This window comes from Paenibacillus sp. FSL K6-1330 (assembly GCF_037976825.1).
Taxonomy (GTDB): Bacteria; Bacillota; Bacilli; order Paenibacillales; family Paenibacillaceae; genus Paenibacillus_AQ.
Window position 1 is genome coordinate 1,684,179 of sequence record NZ_CP150269.1, and the last position, 17,780, is coordinate 1,701,958.

General features: G+C 50.5%; 12 protein-coding genes and 1 riboswitch. Of the genes, 11 read left to right on the top strand and 1 reads right to left on the bottom strand.

Annotated elements, in window-relative coordinates:
* Positions 1-338: 338 nt before the first annotated feature.
* The 10 genes from NYE54_RS07290 (at position 339) to NYE54_RS07335 (ending at position 15,033) form a co-directional block, all read left to right on the top strand.
* On the top strand, positions 339-5,453 hold the full coding sequence (locus NYE54_RS07290; RefSeq protein WP_339271159.1) for a choice-of-anchor I family protein: 5,115 nt from the start codon (positions 339-341) through the stop codon (positions 5,451-5,453).
* Positions 5,454-5,621: 168 nt separating this feature from the next.
* A complete protein-coding gene (locus NYE54_RS07295) occupies positions 5,622-5,990 on the top strand; it encodes a hypothetical protein (protein ID WP_339271161.1) in 369 nt (122 codons plus the stop codon).
* 230 nt (positions 5,991-6,220) lie between these two features.
* A riboswitch (FMN riboswitch) is annotated at positions 6,221-6,388 on the top strand.
* A gap of 135 nt (positions 6,389-6,523) precedes the next feature.
* Positions 6,524-7,504: a DMT family transporter gene (locus NYE54_RS07300; RefSeq protein ID WP_339271162.1), complete on the top strand. Its 981-nt coding sequence runs from the start codon at positions 6,524-6,526 to the stop codon at positions 7,502-7,504.
* Positions 7,505-7,710: 206 nt separating this feature from the next.
* Positions 7,711-8,253 (top strand): sigma-70 family RNA polymerase sigma factor, encoded by a 543-nt coding sequence (locus tag NYE54_RS07305; protein ID WP_215159809.1) that lies wholly within the window; start codon positions 7,711-7,713, stop codon positions 8,251-8,253.
* A gap of 61 nt (positions 8,254-8,314) precedes the next feature.
* Entirely contained in the window at positions 8,315-9,316 is a 1,002-nt protein-coding gene (locus tag NYE54_RS07310) for a hypothetical protein (protein ID WP_339273418.1), read from the top strand.
* A 542-nt stretch (positions 9,317-9,858) separates the two neighbouring features.
* Positions 9,859-10,824, top strand: a complete 966-nt coding sequence (locus NYE54_RS07315) for an ABC transporter permease subunit (RefSeq protein ID WP_076322943.1) — start codon at positions 9,859-9,861, stop codon at positions 10,822-10,824.
* Between the two features lie 15 nt (positions 10,825-10,839).
* Positions 10,840-11,712 (top strand): carbohydrate ABC transporter permease, encoded by an 873-nt coding sequence (locus NYE54_RS07320; protein ID WP_215159807.1) that lies wholly within the window; start codon positions 10,840-10,842, stop codon positions 11,710-11,712.
* A gap of 49 nt (positions 11,713-11,761) precedes the next feature.
* Positions 11,762-13,387, top strand: a complete 1,626-nt coding sequence (locus NYE54_RS07325; RefSeq protein WP_339271165.1) for an extracellular solute-binding protein — start codon at positions 11,762-11,764, stop codon at positions 13,385-13,387.
* A 106-nt stretch (positions 13,388-13,493) separates the two neighbouring features.
* Positions 13,494-14,300 (top strand): Nif3-like dinuclear metal center hexameric protein, encoded by an 807-nt coding sequence (locus tag NYE54_RS07330; protein WP_339271167.1) that lies wholly within the window; start codon positions 13,494-13,496, stop codon positions 14,298-14,300.
* 58 nt (positions 14,301-14,358) lie between these two features.
* Complete coding sequence (locus tag NYE54_RS07335) at positions 14,359-15,033, top strand: GntR family transcriptional regulator (protein ID WP_339271169.1); 675 nt, start codon at positions 14,359-14,361, stop codon at positions 15,031-15,033.
* 83 nt (positions 15,034-15,116) lie between these two features.
* Here NYE54_RS07335 and NYE54_RS07340 read toward each other — a convergent pair whose 3' ends face one another.
* A complete protein-coding gene (locus NYE54_RS07340; RefSeq protein WP_215159799.1) occupies positions 15,117-15,890 on the bottom strand; it encodes a sporulation protein in 774 nt (257 codons plus the stop codon).
* Positions 15,891-16,122: 232 nt separating this feature from the next.
* Here NYE54_RS07340 and rlmD point away from each other — a divergent pair, with 232 nt between their 5' ends.
* Entirely contained in the window at positions 16,123-17,721 is a 1,599-nt protein-coding gene (rlmD, locus tag NYE54_RS07345; protein WP_339271171.1) for a 23S rRNA (uracil(1939)-C(5))-methyltransferase RlmD, read from the top strand.
* The last annotated feature ends 59 nt before the right edge of the window (positions 17,722-17,780 follow it).

A 17,780-nucleotide genomic window follows, 5' to 3' on the forward strand; every position in this document is an offset into this window, starting at 1 on the left:
GCGGTTGATTCAGGGCTTTCTGCTCATGTGGGCCATCTTGTTCCTACGTTGGTGTATATTGATAACCATAGCCACGATGAGGCATTTTGGAATCATTGATTAAAGGCGATGAGAAAGCGGGTAATTCTTCTGATAAGTGGAGTATCACAAAGCATATATGAAGGTAATTTCAAGGCGGCAGGTAGCTCGGACACAGCTGCCGCTTACAGAAGCCCGGCATGGCTGTCGCGGCTTTTTTTGCTGTGTAGCGTCCATTTTACACAAACCGTGACCTTTATTGAGGATGCGTTAACACTTCTTCCTTACACTTGAAATTAAATAAGGATAGAAGAGGGGATATGGAGTTGAAGCATAAAAGCATGAAAGTAGTCTCGCTGTTAATGGCGGCGGAAATCACGATGGCCTCTCTATTTTCGGCGGGCACCGTGATGGCTGAAGAGGGACAGGAGATACTCCGGACGGCAAGCATGGAGACAGCATCACAAGATGCAGCTGTCGCTGCCGTTCATTTCGGCATTACCGATAAAATTTTTCCGGATGCACATGCAGAAGAAGCATATACGGTAACCGTTGATGTGTATGGCGGACAAGCACCGTATACGTTCTCAGCGACGGGTCTACCGGTAGGTTTGGACATTAAGTCCGATACAGGATTCATTACAGGTACGCCTGCTGCTGGACAAGAGGGCGAATATACGGTTGAGGTAATGGTACAAGATAGTGCAGCCGTACCTGCAAAGGCTCAATCGACTGTGAAATTGCAAGTATTGGGGAAACGGCCTGATCCGGTGGCTGACAAGCTAGCCATGAAGATGATCGGGCATTATTCTGTAGGGACCTCCAATAAGGATGGCGGCGTTGCGGAAATTGTAAAATACAACAAGGATAACGGGAAGCTCTATCTGGTCAATGGTTCAACTCAGCCGGCTAGTCTCGAAATCGTGTCGCTTGGCGCTGATGGCAGCTTGCAAAAGGACAAGCAGATCAATGTGGAAGACTTGGCAAGCACGGGCGGTTTTCTGTATGGGGACCTGACCAGCGTGGATATCAACACCAAGACGAAGCAGGTGGTGGTCGTTGTTCAGGAGCAGGATCATGCAAAAGCCGGCAAGGTTCTGGTACTCGACTATGACGGCGGTTTGATCGGATCTTATGAAACCGGCATCCAGCCGGACATGGTTAAGTATACTTCCGATGGCCGTTATATCCTGACAGCGGATGAAGGCGAGCCTCGTACAGAGATTGCTTCTGATCCGGAAGGAAGCATTACGATTATCGATACCCTATCGGGCGAAGTAAGTTATCTGAAGTTTGATGACCCGTCCATCATTGACGATCAGGTACATATTCGCGGACCTGTGGAAGCGGACGGGCAAATTCGCAGCACCGGAAACAAGGACGATGCTGTTCATGATCTTGAGCCCGAGTACATCTCGTTGTCCGAAGATGAGGAGACGGCATACGTCGCCTTGCAGGAGAATAATGCGATCGCCGTGGTCGATATCGCCGCGAAGCGTGTTCAAGCGGTTAAGGGACTCGGGTATAAGGACTTCAATCAACCAGAGAATCAGCTTGACCTTCTGAAGGATGGACAAATCAAGTTTGAGAACGTTCCTTTTTACGGAATGTATATGCCTGACGGAATCGCGACCTACAGCGTGAATGGACAGCAGTACATTCTGTCCGCGAATGAAGGGGACGCAACAGGCTGGGATGAGCGAAGCAATGAAAGTAACATTGGCAAAATGAAACCTAATTTGGATCCGTTGTCTCCGGCAGCACAATTTCTGGCAGACAAAGGAACCACCTACGATAAGGTTGAAGTTGCCAGCGATATGGGCAATGAGGGACTGTACCTGTACGGAGGTCGTTCATTCTCCATATGGAATGCAGCCGATATGTCCCAGGTGTATGACAGCGGCAGTGATTTTGAGAAGATTACAGCCGAGCGTTTACCGAATCATTTCAATGCCAGCAATGACAAAACCGATCTGGACAGCCGCAGCTCCAAGAAAGGACCAGAGCCCGAATATGTAACGGTGGGTAAGGTAGGACAGAAGACGTTGGCTTTTGTCGGCTTGGAGCGCATTGGCGGGGTAATGACGTATGATGTGACGAACCCATCCGATCCGGCGTTTCTGAACTACATCAATACACGGGATTTTAACGGAGGGATTGCATCGGATTCCGGCCCGGAGGGACTGGACTTTATTCCGGCCGCAGACAGCAAGACAGGACGCCCGCTGCTGCTAGTTGCGAATGAGGTCAGCGGAACGGTGGCACTGCTGGAGCTTCAGGTGACCAAAATTACGTTGGATCACTCTTCGCTCACGCTGAATCCGGGCGGTTCCCCGGTACAATTGCAAGCGAGCGTTGATCCCGCTCAGGGCGGATCCAGCGAGCTGGCCTGGAGTTCCTCTGATGAAACGGTAGTTACCGTAGATCCGAACGGTCTGGTTGCACCGGTATCCGTAGGTGAAGCCGTGATCACCGTTCTGAGCAAGGACGGCTATGGATCAGCGGATGTACCGGTTAAGGTAACGGATGGTTCGCCGGAAGGAGAGCCATGGAAATTAACGGTTATGCATACGAACGATACGCATGCGCATCTGTCCGAAGTGGCCAGAAGGGCTGCACTGGTTAAGCAGGTCCGCAGCGAGGGCGGAAACAGCCTGCTGCTGGATGCAGGGGATGTATTCTCCGGCGATCTGTATTTTACCAAATGGTTTGGATTGGCCGATCTGGCCTTCATGAACTATATGGGTTATGACGCGATGACGTTCGGTAACCATGAATTCGATCAAGGCACCAAGACGCTAGCAGATTTCGTAAGCAAGGCACAATTCCCGCTCGTCAGCGCGAATGTGGATCTTAGTCAGGATGCTAACATTTCGCACCTGATCCGTAAGCCGGCGGTGATCGATACCGATCAGCCTAAGACGACGGCAAATAGCGGGGTATATCCATATGTGACATTGCTAGTTGACGGCCAGAAGGTCGGGGTATTCGGCTTAACCACTGAAGATACAGCCGAGACGTCCAGCCCGGGCAAAGATGTGGTATTCAACGAGGCGGTAACCTCAGCTCGTGCAACGGTGGAGGCGATGGAGCAGGAAGGACTCAACATCATCATCGGTCTGTCGCATCTGGGCTACGCCAAAGATCAGGCGCTTGCCGAAGCGGTTGAAGGCATCGACCTCATTGTTGGAGGCCATACCCACACGACGCTCAATGCACCGGAAGTGGTGACGGACAATGAACACGGTACACCAACCGTCATCGTGCAAGCGAATGAATGGGGGAAATACCTCGGCCGGGTCGACTTGCAATTTGACAAGGAAGGCAAGGTCCTCGTCGGAGAAGGCGAGCTCGGCGGCAAACTGATTCCGGTGGATAGCAATGTGGCAGAAGACAAGCAGGCCAAGGATATGCTGGCCCCTTATAATGCCGAATTAGAAGAGCTCATGAAGCAGGTAGTCGGTATAGCCGATGTTCTGCTGGACGGTAAGCGCGAGAATGTCCGCTCCAAGGAAACGAATCTCGGTAATCTAATTGCGGATGGCATGCTGGCAAAAGCCAAGGAGCTTAAGAACGCCGATATTGCCCTCACCAATGGAGGAGGTATTCGCGCCGCTATTGATGAAGGTGAAATCACGATGGGCGAGCTGCGCACGGTGATGCCTTTCGGAAACACGCTGTTTGTCATGGACGTCACAGGACAGCAGCTGAAGGACGGATTGGAAAACGGAATTAGCGGTGCGAAATTGGCCGATCTGCCGGGGAAATTCCCGCAAATCGCCGGGATGAAATTCAAATGGGATCCTAGCGCTCCGGCAGGAAATAAAGTGTACGATGTACAGATTATGAAGGGCGGAAGCTATAAACCCCTGGTATTGACCGAAACGTACCGGATGGCAACGAACAGTTTTGTGGCCAAAGGCGGGGACGGATATAAATCCTTTGCCGAAGCGATTGCCGAAGGGAAATATAACGAGGATCTGGGTTATCCGGATTATGAAATCTTCATGGAATACGTGACCAAGCTTGGCGGAAAGGTCTCGCCGAAGGTCGAGGGACGAATTACCGAGCAGAAGAAACCGGTGAATCCAGGTGACGGCTCCTCTCCGGGATCAGGTTCGGGATCAGGCGGTTCGGGAGGCGGTTCTGTAACACCGCCGACAACGCAGCCTAACCCTCCTTCCACGGGTGGAAATACATCATTGCCCAGCGTAATGACAGGTAAGGATCTGAATATAAGCGCTGCAGGTGGAGCAGTGGACCACATTACGGTGAAGGAAGAGGCGTGGAAGAAGGCAGTTGCCGGATTATCTGCGAACGGGCACCAGGAACTCATTATTCGGGCCCCTGAGTTGAACCGTGCCGCTGATCTATCTCTTTCGGCAGCTGGTCTGAAGCAGGCCATGGAACGGAATTCGAATACGACCCTGGTGCTGGAGACCGCACTTGGTGCGTTCCGTCTTCCGGTAACGGCTCTGCATTTGGATGAAGCTTTGAAGTCTGTACAAGGCTCCGGCAGCATCCAAGTGAAAATATCCATGACCCCGGTTGGTAGCAGCGTGGTGGATGCTATGACAAGCAAGGCAACTTCCATGGGCGCCGTGATGGCTGCGAATGGAGCACTTCAGTTTGGCGTAGCGGTTGGCGTGCCGGGCGCAGAGAAAGAAGTAAAGGATTTCGGGAAGCGTGTGGTCAGTCGCATCCTGCCGCTGCCGGCAGGAACAGCTCCGAATTCGGTCACTGCTGTAATCTATGACGCCGATGCAGGAACCTTCCGATTTGTACCGGCTGCAGCGACGACATGGAACGGTAAACCGGCCATCGAAGTGAAGCATGCCGGAAACGGCATTTATGCACTGCTGCAGTACAAGAAAACCTTTGCGGATCTAAACGGACACTGGGCGAAAGAGGAAATCGAATCTATGGCTTCCAAGCTTCTCGTGAACGGAGTTAACGCTAACTCGTACGCACCGGGCAAGGTAATCACGCGAGCAGAGTTTACGGCTATGCTGGTCCGTGCGATGGGACTTAGTCCAGTTATCGAGAGCGGAGCATTCAAGGATGTCCAGGATGCCTCCGCGTATGCTGGCGAGATCGGCGCAGCGTTGCGTTACGGCTTGATCGAAGGCGGCACAGATGGTGTTTTCTCACCAAATGCCGGCATGACCCGGGCAGAAATGGCTGTGATGATTACCCGGGCTATGGAAGCGGTAAGTCCGACAAGCCTGCCGAACCAGGGCGCGAATGCTGGTAATGAATTCAAAGATCAGGCATCCATCCCTGTCTGGGCGGCTGCCCATGTAGCCAGTATTACTGAGCAAGGCATCGTGCAGGGTGATAATCAGGGTAATTTCGGAGCGCTCGATTTGGTTACCCGTGCACAAGCAGCACTTGTTCTGAAGCGGACTTTGGCAGCATTGAAGTTCATGAACTAAGCGAAGCGGGAATACATTAGAAATTATAAGACCGTCCTTAAGGTTGATCAGAAACCTTTCGGGCGGTTTTTTATATCTAAGTCATTTGTGAGCGATTAAAGAGAAGTGTCCAGGCATCCGATAATTGAAGTAAGCGTTAAAATAACAATTGGATAAGGATGTGAGTTCATGCGCGTTGAGTCAGCATATACATACTGGAGTCCTGTGAAATCGAAGAAAGCCGAACCAGCCCAAGAAGGGTTTGAACAGCTGCTCCAGAAGAACAAGAAGGAAGAAGAGGCCAAGGGAAAGATGGTAACCGTTAGAGAAGGCGGCTATTTGCGTCAGTATATGGTTCGGCCGGATGGGAGCAAAATGCTATTAAGCGAGACGAAGCAGTTCGAGAGTGAAACCGCCGCCAGTTCAACAGATCTATCGATGTCGTTGCCTCGAGCAGGCGGAATGAGCCTCAATGCCAAGGAAGCTCTTGATCTGTTATGCCTTCAGGCTGGGGCAGTCGGTACCCGGTCCATCTTCAAGGTATTCGATATAACATAAAAGGGAAATGGCAAAAAATCATACTGGTAACAAATCGATACTTGCTGTATAATTCTCAGTAAGTCTTGGTTGAATGTGAGATTTTTCATTGTATTTAAGCCTAATTTCATTTATTTTGAAAATAGATGTATTTACATGAAAGGATTCATGTTATAATTCAATTCATCAACTAAGCTTATAGGGATTATCGGTTAATTAGTATGGATGCATGACAAAAATAAAACATGAATATGGATCTTCGGGGTAAGGTGAAATTCCTAACCGGCGGTGATGGTTCGTTCCGGCGTGAACGAAACTTTAGCCCGCGACTCGCTGCGTTCTGGCACGAACATGAATGCAGCGACTGACTTGGTGCAATTCCAAGGCCGACGGTAAAGTCCGGATGGGAGAAGATCAAAGATGAGTTTGCCGTAGATGGGAAATTTTCCATTCGACGCAGGCTTATTTGATCAGCCCCCGTATGCGTCGACACATGTCGATGGCGGGGGTTTTCTGCTAGTAAGACCTCCGTATTCAAGACAGGAGAGGGCAAGATGAGTAATATTAATACCGGGGTTAAAATGAAACCCTATGGTTCCGACGCACAGGCAAGTCGACGTTTTAAGGGAGGGTTCTGGCTTGTCGTTTTGGGAGCCGCTCTGTGGGGCGTAGACCCGTTATTCCGGGTCATTCTGCTCAAGAATCTGACTTCGGCTCAGATCGTTTTGCTTGAACACATCATTATATCCTTGATTGCAATCCCTGTATTGTGGAAGAACCGCGAGGAACTAAAAGGCCTTGGCTGGAATCATGTCGGCGCGCTGCTGTTTATATCCTGGGGCGGCTCGGCATTGGCTACCGTATTGTTTACGATGGGGCTGTCGAGCGGCAATCTGAATGCCGTCCTGCTGCTTCAGAAGCTTCAGCCGCTGTTTGCCATCATTTTGGCCAGCTTACTTCTGAAAGAGAAGCTTCCGCGCCATTTCGGGATACTGCTCATTATCGCTTTGGCGGGCACGTATTTACTGACCTTTGGCCTAACCCTTCCGATTGGCCATTGGAACGAGTTTATTCAAGTTGGCAGCCTCTTGTCCTTAGGTGCGGCAGCCCTGTGGGGCGGTTCAACGGTCATGGGGCGCCTGATGGTAGGCAAACTGAAATACGAGACGGTAACCTCGCTGCGTTTCGTGCTGGCACTGCCGCTCCTGACCGTCATTACATGGAGTGAGGGGGCAGCATGGAATATGCCGGCCTGGAATACCGGGGCCTTTGCCTTGGTATCGCTGAACCTGATCGGTCAGGCATTGCTGCCGGGTCTCCTGAGTTTGCTGGTTTATTATAAAGGGTTAACCACGACCAAAGCCTCCGTGGCAACACTTGCGGAATTGAGTTTTCCTATGGTGGGCGTGCTCATCAACTGGATCGTATTCCAGCAGATCGTGACAGGTCCTCAGCTTCTGGGATTCCTGCTGATCTGGATCGTACTGTTTATCATTTCCAGACAGCAATCCGAAGCTTCTCCACAATTACAATAATTTCATAAAAGTTTGCAAAAAAGCCGGTCCGAAATGGATCGGCTTTTTTGTCGTTACAAAGCTGTCCAATGGACCTGTCGCCCTTGCAAAGGGATCATTTTTTCGAAAGATGTGTAGGGTTTTTGGAATTATAGGTGTCTTATATAGTAACACCGGATCTATGGCTTGGTTCAACAAAACAGAAGGTTATAAAAGGGGGAGGGTCCATGGAGGATCGGACATTGCTGGATGGGCTTGCGAGGAAAGATCCGTTATGTTTTGAAACTTTGGTTGACCGCTATTCACGCTACATAGCCGCGGTGGTCGCTAAGGTGGCTGGTGGACGGTTTAATTCCTACGATGTGGAGGAAATCACCGGTGACGTGCTGGTCAAGCTGTGGACAGACGGGTCCACAATCATGCTGCGCGGAGATAGTCTCAAGCCTTATCTGGCCATCACCGCGCGTAATCATACCTTGAATGTTTTACGAAAAAGACAGCGGGTCATTGAATCCGAGTTGGAAGATGATGCCGTTTCTTGCCCCTCAGCGGAGGCATTGGCTATTCTCCGGCAGGAGAAGGAAACGATAAGCGGCATGGTACAGGGGATGGGCGAACCGGATCGCGAAATATTCATCCGCAGGTACTTTTATTTAGAGAAAGTCCGCGATATTGCAAGCCGGCTGAATATGCAGGAGAAAGCCGTCACCGCCCGGATCCGCCGGGCAAGGGACAAACTGCGCATACATTATGAAACCGAGAATCCGTAGGATTTCTATAAAGACCGTGTCTATAGGAGTGAAGCTTCAAATCGATTGCGAAAGGGGATGGATGCAAGTGAAGCGGCGAATTGTAGATATCATGGCCAATATCGACAATCAGGAGCTGGACAACCTCCTCCTTACGGAGGAAGAGGAACGCGAGTTGACGCAGCAGATCAGTATGGAACGGATTAAGAACCGGGCGATGAACCGTATTCAAGAGGAGGAAACGATGGTGTTTAAAAGCAGGAAAGTGAAAAAATATAAAGCCAGTATCGTTATCGCTGCCGCGATGATTATGATACTTAGCACGACCGCTTTTGCGAGCCAATACATGGATAGCTTGAAGCAGTTCTTCGGTCAATCCGCGTCGATTGCGGAAGACGAACTGTCACCTATACAAGGGACGGATACAGCATCCGGGGTAACCATGAATGTTGAAGAAGGGGTTTATGTCGGCAACAGCGGTTATTTGGTGGTCAGTTTCATGAAAGAGGACGGCATGCCATTCCCCGAGGGTGTTTCGATCCCCCTACTTGAACTGAAAACGGAGCAGAGTGTGAATTATATGGTGGGGCAGCAGCTTCTTGATGATAACAAAAAGCTTGTCGGCGTATTTGAGATGGATGCGATTAGTGACCTCGACGGGTTAAAGGCACGGATTACAGCCGATCGAATCACGGCAGCGGACGACACCCATACCGTCGAAGGGCCATGGGATGTTAAATTCACCATTTCTCCCGGCAAGCAAAGAGAGCAGAGCCTGAATCTGGCGATTGATGAGGGTAAGGAAGCACTGTCTCTCCAAACCATTAGTGTTTCATCCATCGGTGTAGCCATCGAAGGCAAGCGTACCGACGGTGAGCTGGATAAACTGCCGGACTATACGCCGGAGGTTAAGGTCATCGCCGCGGACGGATCGGAATTGAAGCTTCACGCCAGCTCGACAAGCACCACAAAGAGCGGATTTCAGTGGCTGTATAATCTGGACAGCAAGAATAACCTCGTATTTCTGGGGGATATGGACATCAAAAGCGTCAGCATTGACGGCAACGTGACGGAGCTGAAATAAATATAAAGTCGGCATGGGGAAACCTCAAGGGGCAGAAGCGAAGGCTTCTGCCCTTTATGCATGATGAATACCTAAGCAGGTATCGAGTTCGAAAACCGTGACGCAGCAGGCCGTAGCCTGAATGCTCACGTTTTTTTTTGCAGCTTGGGATCCGAATTTTACACATGAGAAAAAAATGTATTGAAATTGTAGAAAACGTCCATTAAAATGAAACTGACTACCATACTAGTTATACTAGTATGGTAAAAGTAACTCTCTACATAGGTGGGAGAAGCAGCAGGTTCACTTTGTCAGTCAAACGTTCAAGATACGGGAGTCTATTTTTTGAACATAATTGTAAGCGTTTAACATTGGAGGGGGGATCAATAGAGGTCGGATATTACCCATTATTCTGCCGTAACAGTAGCAGCTTGTTTATAACCGCAATAAATGAAAGCGATTTCATCACGAGTGTTGAATGGAGATGGATCATGAAATACGGCCGTATTCCATGAATGAAGAGGTATGAGAAGAGGCCATACGGAATGGAGTGAATAACGTCGATGGAGCCAAAAGTTGTAAATCATTCTTTGCCAGCAGTGAAAACAGCAAAGAAAACACCCAAACTTAAAACCGTCGCTGCCCTGGTCCGGAAGGATTGGCAGCTGTATTCCCTGTTGATTTTGCCGGTTATGTACCTGCTCATTTTTAAATACGGACCGATGATTGGCAACGTGATCGCTTTCAGGCGATTTATGCCCGGAGGCAGCATCTACGGGGAGAAATGGGTAGGACTCCACTATTTCAACATGTTTGTCCATGACCCTGCGTTCTGGAACGTGTTCAAGAACACCCTGCTTCTTGGTGCGTTGTCCCTGCTCTTTACGTTCCCGGTTCCCATCATCTTTGCACTGCTGCTGAATGAGGTGAAGAGCAAGCGATTCAAGAAATTCGTCCAGACGGCTTCTTATCTCCCGCACTTTTTGTCCATCGTCATCGTTGCCGGGATGATCCTGCAATTGACGTCGGTTAATGGCTCTGTTAACTCGCTTGTTGAGTTCTTTAATGGAGAACGAATCAATTTCATGCAGCGCGCCGAGTGGTTCCGGACGATCTATATCTCTTCGGAAATATGGCAGGGCATGGGCTGGGGCGCGATTCTGTATCTGGCCGCATTAACGACGATTGATGAATCCCTGTACGAGGCGGCGAGGATCGACGGGGCTAACCGCTGGAAGCAAACGCTGTTTGTCACGATTCCGGGTATCCTCCCGACAATTGTGACGCTGCTGATCCTGAATATGGGAGCGTTCCTCGCGGTAGGGTTCGAGAAAATATTGCTGCTGTACAATCCGGTCATCTATGAGACGGCCGACGTCATCTCGACTTACTTGTACCGGGTCGGTCTCGTATCAAACAACTTCAGTTATGCTACAGCCATCGGATTGTTCGAGTCCGTGATCGGACTTATATTGGTCTTCTCCGTGAATGCGATCTCGCGAAGACTGACGGATCGAAGCTTATGGTAAGGAGGGAGCGCCTATATGAAGGAATCAAGATCCTATAAGGCATTCAAAGTGTGCAATGCCATTATTCTGCTGTTCGTTGTCTTCATCACGCTCTACCCCTTCCTGAACGTGGTTGCTCAATCCTTCAGCAGCGAGTCGTACATCAACTCAGGGAAGGTGAACTTAATTCCCAGGGGCTTCAATATCGATACCTACAAAACCGTGACCAAAGACGCCATGTTCTGGACGAATTACAAAAACACCGTCGTTTACAGCGTGGTTGGCACTGCGATATCCATGTTCTTAACAACGATCTTTGCTTACGCCTTATCCAAGAAAAGGTTAGTAGGCCGCAAGTTTCTGACGATGTTTGCCGTGTTCACGATGTTCTTCAACGGAGGGCTGATCCCGAACTATGTGCTCATTAACAGCCTCGGCTTCAGCAACTCGATCTGGGCCATTGTAATCCCGGGAGCCATCAGCATCTACAACATGCTCATCATGAAATCCTTTTTTGAAAATATGCCGGAAGAGCTGGAGGAAGCCGCGGCCATTGACGGCCTGAACACCTATGGCATGCTGCTTCGGATCGTGCTGCCCTTAAGCAAAGCGGTGATCGCGACCATGGTCCTCTTCTATGCAGTCGGGCACTGGAACTCCTGGTTTCCGGCCTTTCTGTACCTGGATCAGAAGGAACTCTTCCCGGTCACGATTTATTTGCGGAACATGATAGCGGGCGCGACAGGCGTGACTTCCGCAGGCGCCACTTCTGCCGATAACTTGACGCAGATATCTGCCAATATCAAATCGGTGACCATGGTGCTGACCATTTTGCCGATATTGACGATTTACCCGTTCGTGCAGCGATATTTCGTAACCGGCATCATGCTTGGGTCCGTAAAGCAATAGGATTATCCATCCGATTGGCCATTATTGATATTTTGGGGGGAATAGGAAAATGAAAAAAAGTCCTCGTTCGTTTGCTGGCAAAGCTTTATTAATATCGTTGATTGTTGCGGTATTGGCGGCGTGTACCGATAAAACAGGCGGCAAAGAGGCCGAGAATCAAGATAAGGGCGCCATGGAAACTTACTCGGTAGGCGATACGTTTAAGGCGACGGAGCCCTTCGATTTGTCCATCCTTTACAGCGACCAGCCAGCTTATCCTTACAAGCAGGACTGGATGCTTTTTGCTAAACTAAAAGAAATGACAAACGTGACCTTGAAGCCGACGATCGTGCCGATGAGTGATTACAGTCAAAAGCGCAGTCTGCTGATCAGCTCCGGTGACGCTCCGTTGGTCATTCCGAAGACTTACCCCGGGGAGGAATCCGCGTTTGTGGCTTCCGGTGCAATTCTGCCGATTAGCGATTACATTGATCTGATGCCGAATTTCAAGGACAAGATCGAGAAATGGGATATGGAGAGCGAACTGGAGGGACTTCGCCAAGAGGACAAGAAATATTATGTGCTTCCGGGCTTGCATGAGGCGGTGTGGCCGGACTATACGCTGATCGTGCGTACGGATATTTTCGAAAAGCATAACATCGCGATTCCGACCACCTGGGATGAGCTGTATACGGCCATGAAGCAGCTGAAGCAGGATTACCCGGACGTTACGCCGTTCTCCGACCGCTTCAAATTCAACAGTACGCTGAACATCGCGGCTACGGGCTTTGGCACCAAAGGCGGATGGGGTTACGGCAGCGGACTTACGTATGAGGAAGACACGGATGAATTTGTGTATACGGCAGTAACGGATGAATATAAGGATATGCTGGCCTACTTCCACAAGCTGGTGGATGAAGGATTGCTGGACAAAGAGAGCTTTACCCAGGATGACGATCAGGCTGTGCAAAAGTTCGTGACCGGCAAATCCTTCATCATTAACGGCAACTCCCAGACCGTGGTCCAGCACCGTAATGATATGGACAAAACGCTGGGCGAAGGCAAGTATGCAATCAGCAAAATCACGGTTCCCGGCGGCCCGGCAGGCCAGCTGATGTCCGGCAGCCGACTCGAGAACGGAGTGATGATCTCTTCCAAGGTGAAAGAGAGTGAGCACTTTAAAGCCATCCTGCAGTTTATCGACTGGCTCTATTACAGCGATGAGGGACAGGAATTTACGAAGTGGGGCGTAGAAGGCGTGACGTATACCAAGGAAGGCGGCGTACGCAAGCTGATGGACGACATTAACTACAACGGACTGAATCCGAAGGGAACGAAGGATCTGCGGATCGAGCATGGCTTCTCGGGCGGGGTGTTTGCATACGGCGGTACAACCGAGCTGCTTCAATCCATGTTCAGCGAGGAAGAGCAGCAGTTCCAGAAGAGCATGAGCGAAACGAAAACCGTCGTGAAGCCGGAGCCGCCGATTCCGTACTCGGTCGAAGAACGCGAGCGAGTGACGCTTTTGAGCACGCCGCTGAAGGACTACACGGATCAGAACACACTGAAGTTCATTCTGGGGGACCGCGATCTCGCCGAGTACGACAAGTTCGTGAAGGAGCTGGATAGCCAGGGCGTGGGACAATACCTGGAGATTGCGAATAAGACTTATAAAAATTATAAAGAGCAACAATAACTAACGGATCAACAGGCTGTCGTTTCTTTTTGGAAAGGCAGCCTGTTTTCAACTTCGGACGGTTACGATGCTCCTGCAATGTTGACGACAAGGAGGTTGTTCTAATTTGAGTGTGACCGTTCAAGACGTAATCGACCGGTTAACAGAACCGGCGGGACAGGGACACTTTGAATCCACGGTGGACAGGGTTGTAGCTGGAAGCGCGGATGCCATCGTTCATGGCATTGCCGTCACGTTCGCCGCCTCGCATTCGGTTTTACAGAGAGCCATACAAGCGGGAGCAAACCTTGTGATTACCCATGAGGGGGTCTTTTACAGCCACCATGAGGATGGAGTGGAAGGGATGCAGGCAAGTGCTGTCCACCAGGATAAAATAGACCTGATCCAATCCGGCAATCTAACGATTTACCGGTTTCATGATGCGCCTCACAGGTACGTTCCCGACATGATTACGCAGGGATTGGTTCAGGCGCTGGACTGGGAACCATATATCGATAAGTACCTTCCGACAGCGGCCGTAGTCACACTGCCCGGAGAAATGACAGTTCAAGATGTTGTGGAAGATATAAAAAGAAAGCTGAATTTTCCGTATCTTCGTTATATCGGGAACCAAAGAGGAACATGCTCCAGAATCGGCATAACCGTTGGCTACCGGGGCGGCGGAACGCACGCCATTCCCCTTTGTGTGAATGAGCGGCTGGATCTTCTTATCGCCGGCGAAGGCCCGGAATGGGAGACGCCCGAATACATCGGCGATGCAGCGGCCCAAGGCCGAAACCCGTCCATGCTCCTGCTTGGCCATGCCGCCAGCGAGGAGCCCGGTATGGTCTGCGTGGCGGAGCGGCTGCGAGAGTTTTTTCCGAAGATTCCCGTACATGATATACCGTCCGTGCCCTTGATTCAGGTAATATAGAGGGAGGATAACGTAAGCAAAGAGAACATAGAGCATAGGAGAAAGAGGTAACGTATATATGTCAACAGAGCAAAAGATTAAAGGCTCTACCAGGGAATATTCATATCAGCTACTGAAGGACCGGATATTCCATCTGGAGCTGGAGCCGGGTACGAAAATCTCGGAAAAAGAAATTGCGGATGAATTGAACGTCAGCCGAACGCCGGTCCGGGAAGCGTTCATGAAACTTGCCGAGGAGGAACTGCTCGACATCATTCCGCAAAGCGGGACAATCGTATCCCGTATTAATCTCAGGCATGTTGAGGAAGGCCGGTTTATCCGGGAGAAGATCGAGAAGGAAATCGTGGCGCTCGCCTGTGAGTTTTTCCCCGAAGAGTTCCGTTTCCGTCTGGAAACCAATATTGCGCTTCAGGACGTATGCGCGGGCAACCATAATTTCTATAAGCTGTTTGAGCTGGACGAGGAGTTCCATCAAATTCTGTTTGAGGGTACGGGCAAAGAACGGACCTGGAAGATGCTGCAGCAATTGAATATTCATTTCAACCGTCTGCGGCTGCTTCGCCTGTCCAAGGATTCAAACTGGGAGCATATCATCTCGCAGCATAAGGAAATATATCAGCTGATCGTCAATAAACAAGCGGAGCAGGCCATGAAAGTGATGGAGCGTCATCTGCGTCTTGTCGTTGTGGAGCAGGATATTTTACGCGAGAAGTACCCGCATTATTTTATTTAACAAGCGATATCATTCATTAAAAAACAATGACCCGCAGGAGTGTCACTTGGGAGCAAGTGAGCTGCCTTGCGGGCCATTTTTCATTAGATCGATCTGCGGATGACACGGTCAAGCATTTGGGCCACGTGGGATGGACCTTGATCCAGATCCTGTTGATCCAGGGTTACCCAGGAATGCTGTTCATCCATATCGAGTGATCGCTGGAGCCAGCCAGAAACGCCTCTGCCTCTCCGGTCGACTTCGACCAGAACGGAAATGCCGTCCTGCTCCGGATAGAGGATCAATTCAAGCTCTGTGATATGGCCGGCATAGGAGGAGCCAGGATAAAATTCAATTTCTTGCACAAATGGAACACCCCGGCCTAATCTAGGATGATATTCGCATGTTGCTATTTTGAAGCTGAAGCCAAGGGCTTCCACGGCGTCAAACACAACGGATGCGTCCGCGTTCGGTTCAACGTCGATGAAATCACGATCCTTCGGATCGATGGCATTATCGATATCGAGTCCGGTATGGATCCATACCGGCTGCCGTGAAATAGTGAGCGGTGTTTCTAACGGCAGGGGAAAAGAGAATGGTATTTCCTGTTGATCGCCAGGCTTCAACGTGAGGCGGCTGGAGACATTGATTTTGGCAAGGGTATAGGATTCTATGTATTTCTTGTCGTCGCTTTCCTTGGTATATTCCGTCATCACTTTCAAGTAAATGCGGTCGACTGTCTGCTCTACGTTCCCTCCCTTAATGTGAATAATGCCGCGTACCTCTTCACCCGGATAATAAGAGGATTTCTCGAGATGCGTATCGATCTGGGCTGCTCCAATTCCTACACTGGCTAGCATTTTGTTGAAAAACGACATAAAAGATACCTCCATATGAGAATGTATGATAATGGAATTATACGCCGGGGGATCACCTCTGGTTTCCGAATTGCAAAAATATTTTTTTTGCGGTTTTACGCGGTGAAGATGTTGACGCCAAGGAAGCAGAAGAACACCGATGAAATCGGGAAAAAGAACACGGCCCGTTAGCATTCGCAGGTTCGGCATGGTATATTGGACACGATACCATTAAGGATGGAGAAATCAAGGCATGAGTGAACAACGACGTTCTGGACAAGGAACCAAAAACAACAAATCAACGGCATACGGGAATAAGCCGGGTGAGCGGACTGCAGCGAACCAAGCTGGGGCCAAGCCGGCTTTTAAGCGTGAACATAGGAAGAACAAGGATTCGTTATTGTCTTCATCGTATTCGAAGGCGAAACCATCCGATAAACATAAGCAAGAAGTACGCGGGCCAAGGCCTTCATCTGGACGTGAGCACGCAGATGAGCTGCAAGCCGGTGACATTATAGTCGTTACGATCAAACGGCTTGGGATCAACGGCGAAGGAGTCGGCTATTACCGCCGCAAGGCAGTGTTTATTGACGGAGCGATCACGAACGAAGTCGTCAAAGCCGAGGTAAAAGAGGTCCAGCCTAAATTTATTAAGGCACAGCTGGTAGAAGTAGAGAAGCGTTCGCCTCACCGTATTGAGCCTCCTTGCCCGGTGTTTGGTATTTGTGGCGGATGCCAAATTCAGCATATCTCTTATGAGGGACAGTTGCATGCCAAGACGGATATCGTGCGTGAAGCATTCAGCCGATACGCAGGACGTGACGACGTGAAGTTTAAGCCGATTCTTGGCATGGAGCACCCATGGGATTACCGGAATAAAGCACAGCTGCAGCTGAAACGGAAGGGCCATGAAGTGATCGCAGGGCTCTATGAAGCGGACAGCCATACGATTGTGGACATTAGCGGCTGCCCGATTCAGCACCCGAAGGTGAATGAAGCGGTGGAGAAGGTCAAATCCGTCCTCGAAGAATTGCGGATTCCGCTGCACAAAGAGAATGGAAACAAGGACGGCGTACGGACGATTGTGGTTCGCCACGGCTTCCAATCCGGGGAGATTCAGGTGACACTGGTCACGGCCGGAAGCAAGCTGCCAAGGCAGGACGATCTCGTTCGTCTGCTGCGCCTTACCATTCCGGAGGTGAGCGGGATTTCACTCAATATCAATCCGAAGAAAACCTCGCTCATCTTCGGAGACCGGACGATCTCGCTGTGGGGAGCCGAGAGCATGCAGGAATCGCTGAGCGACCTGCAATTCTCGCTGTCGCCCAGAGCGTTCTTTCAGCTGAATCCGCAGCAGACGGTCAAGCTGTATGAGTCGGTCCGGGGGGCAGCCGGATTGACGGGGAAGGAAACCGTCATCGACGCCTACTGCGGAACCGGTACGATCGGGCTGTGGCTTGCGCCTTATGCCCAGGAGGTGCGCGGGATCGAGGCGATCCCTGAAGCCGTCGAGGATGCCAAGGCCAATGCGCAGCGAAATGGACGTGCTAACGCGAGCTTTCACGTCGGCCAGGCAGAGGAACTGCTGCCGCGCTGGGTCAAGGAGGGCATGAAGCCGGACGTCATCATTGCCGACCCACCGCGCACCGGCCTGGACCCGCGCTTCTTGGAGACAGTGCTCCGCACCAAGCCGAAGCGGTTTGTGTACGTTTCTTGCAATCCTTCAACCCTGGCGAAAGATTGCAAGGTTCTGCTGGAGGGCGGCTATGAAATCGAATGGGCGCAGCCGGTCGATATGTTCCCGCAGACAAGCCATGTGGAAGCGGTAACGTTGTTGGTGAGGAAAGAATAGATGAGATGTGATAGTGTTGCTCAAAGTTATACGGCGTGGTAGGTATCGCACATAATTGT

Bases quoted from the DNA above. Each gene is read 5' to 3' on its own strand.
- NYE54_RS07290 (WP_339271159.1), top strand. From the start codon at position 339: ATGGAGTTGAAGCATAAAAGCATGAAAGTAGTCTCGCTGTTAATGGCG.
- NYE54_RS07295 (WP_339271161.1), top strand. From the start codon at position 5,622: ATGCGCGTTGAGTCAGCATATACATACTGGAGTCCTGTGAAATCGAAG.
- NYE54_RS07300 (WP_339271162.1), top strand. From the start codon at position 6,524: ATGAGTAATATTAATACCGGGGTTAAAATGAAACCCTATGGTTCCGAC.
- NYE54_RS07305 (WP_215159809.1), top strand. From the start codon at position 7,711: ATGGAGGATCGGACATTGCTGGATGGGCTTGCGAGGAAAGATCCGTTA.
- NYE54_RS07310 (WP_339273418.1), top strand. From the start codon at position 8,315: ATGCAAGTGAAGCGGCGAATTGTAGATATCATGGCCAATATCGACAAT.
- NYE54_RS07315 (WP_076322943.1), top strand. From the start codon at position 9,859: ATGGAGCCAAAAGTTGTAAATCATTCTTTGCCAGCAGTGAAAACAGCA.
- NYE54_RS07320 (WP_215159807.1), top strand. From the start codon at position 10,840: ATGAAGGAATCAAGATCCTATAAGGCATTCAAAGTGTGCAATGCCATT.
- NYE54_RS07325 (WP_339271165.1), top strand. From the start codon at position 11,762: ATGAAAAAAAGTCCTCGTTCGTTTGCTGGCAAAGCTTTATTAATATCG.
- NYE54_RS07335 (WP_339271169.1), top strand. From the start codon at position 14,359: ATGTCAACAGAGCAAAAGATTAAAGGCTCTACCAGGGAATATTCATAT.
- NYE54_RS07340 (WP_215159799.1), bottom strand. From the start codon at position 15,890: ATGTCGTTTTTCAACAAAATGCTAGCCAGTGTAGGAATTGGAGCAGCC.
- rlmD (WP_339271171.1), top strand. From the start codon at position 16,123: ATGAGTGAACAACGACGTTCTGGACAAGGAACCAAAAACAACAAATCA.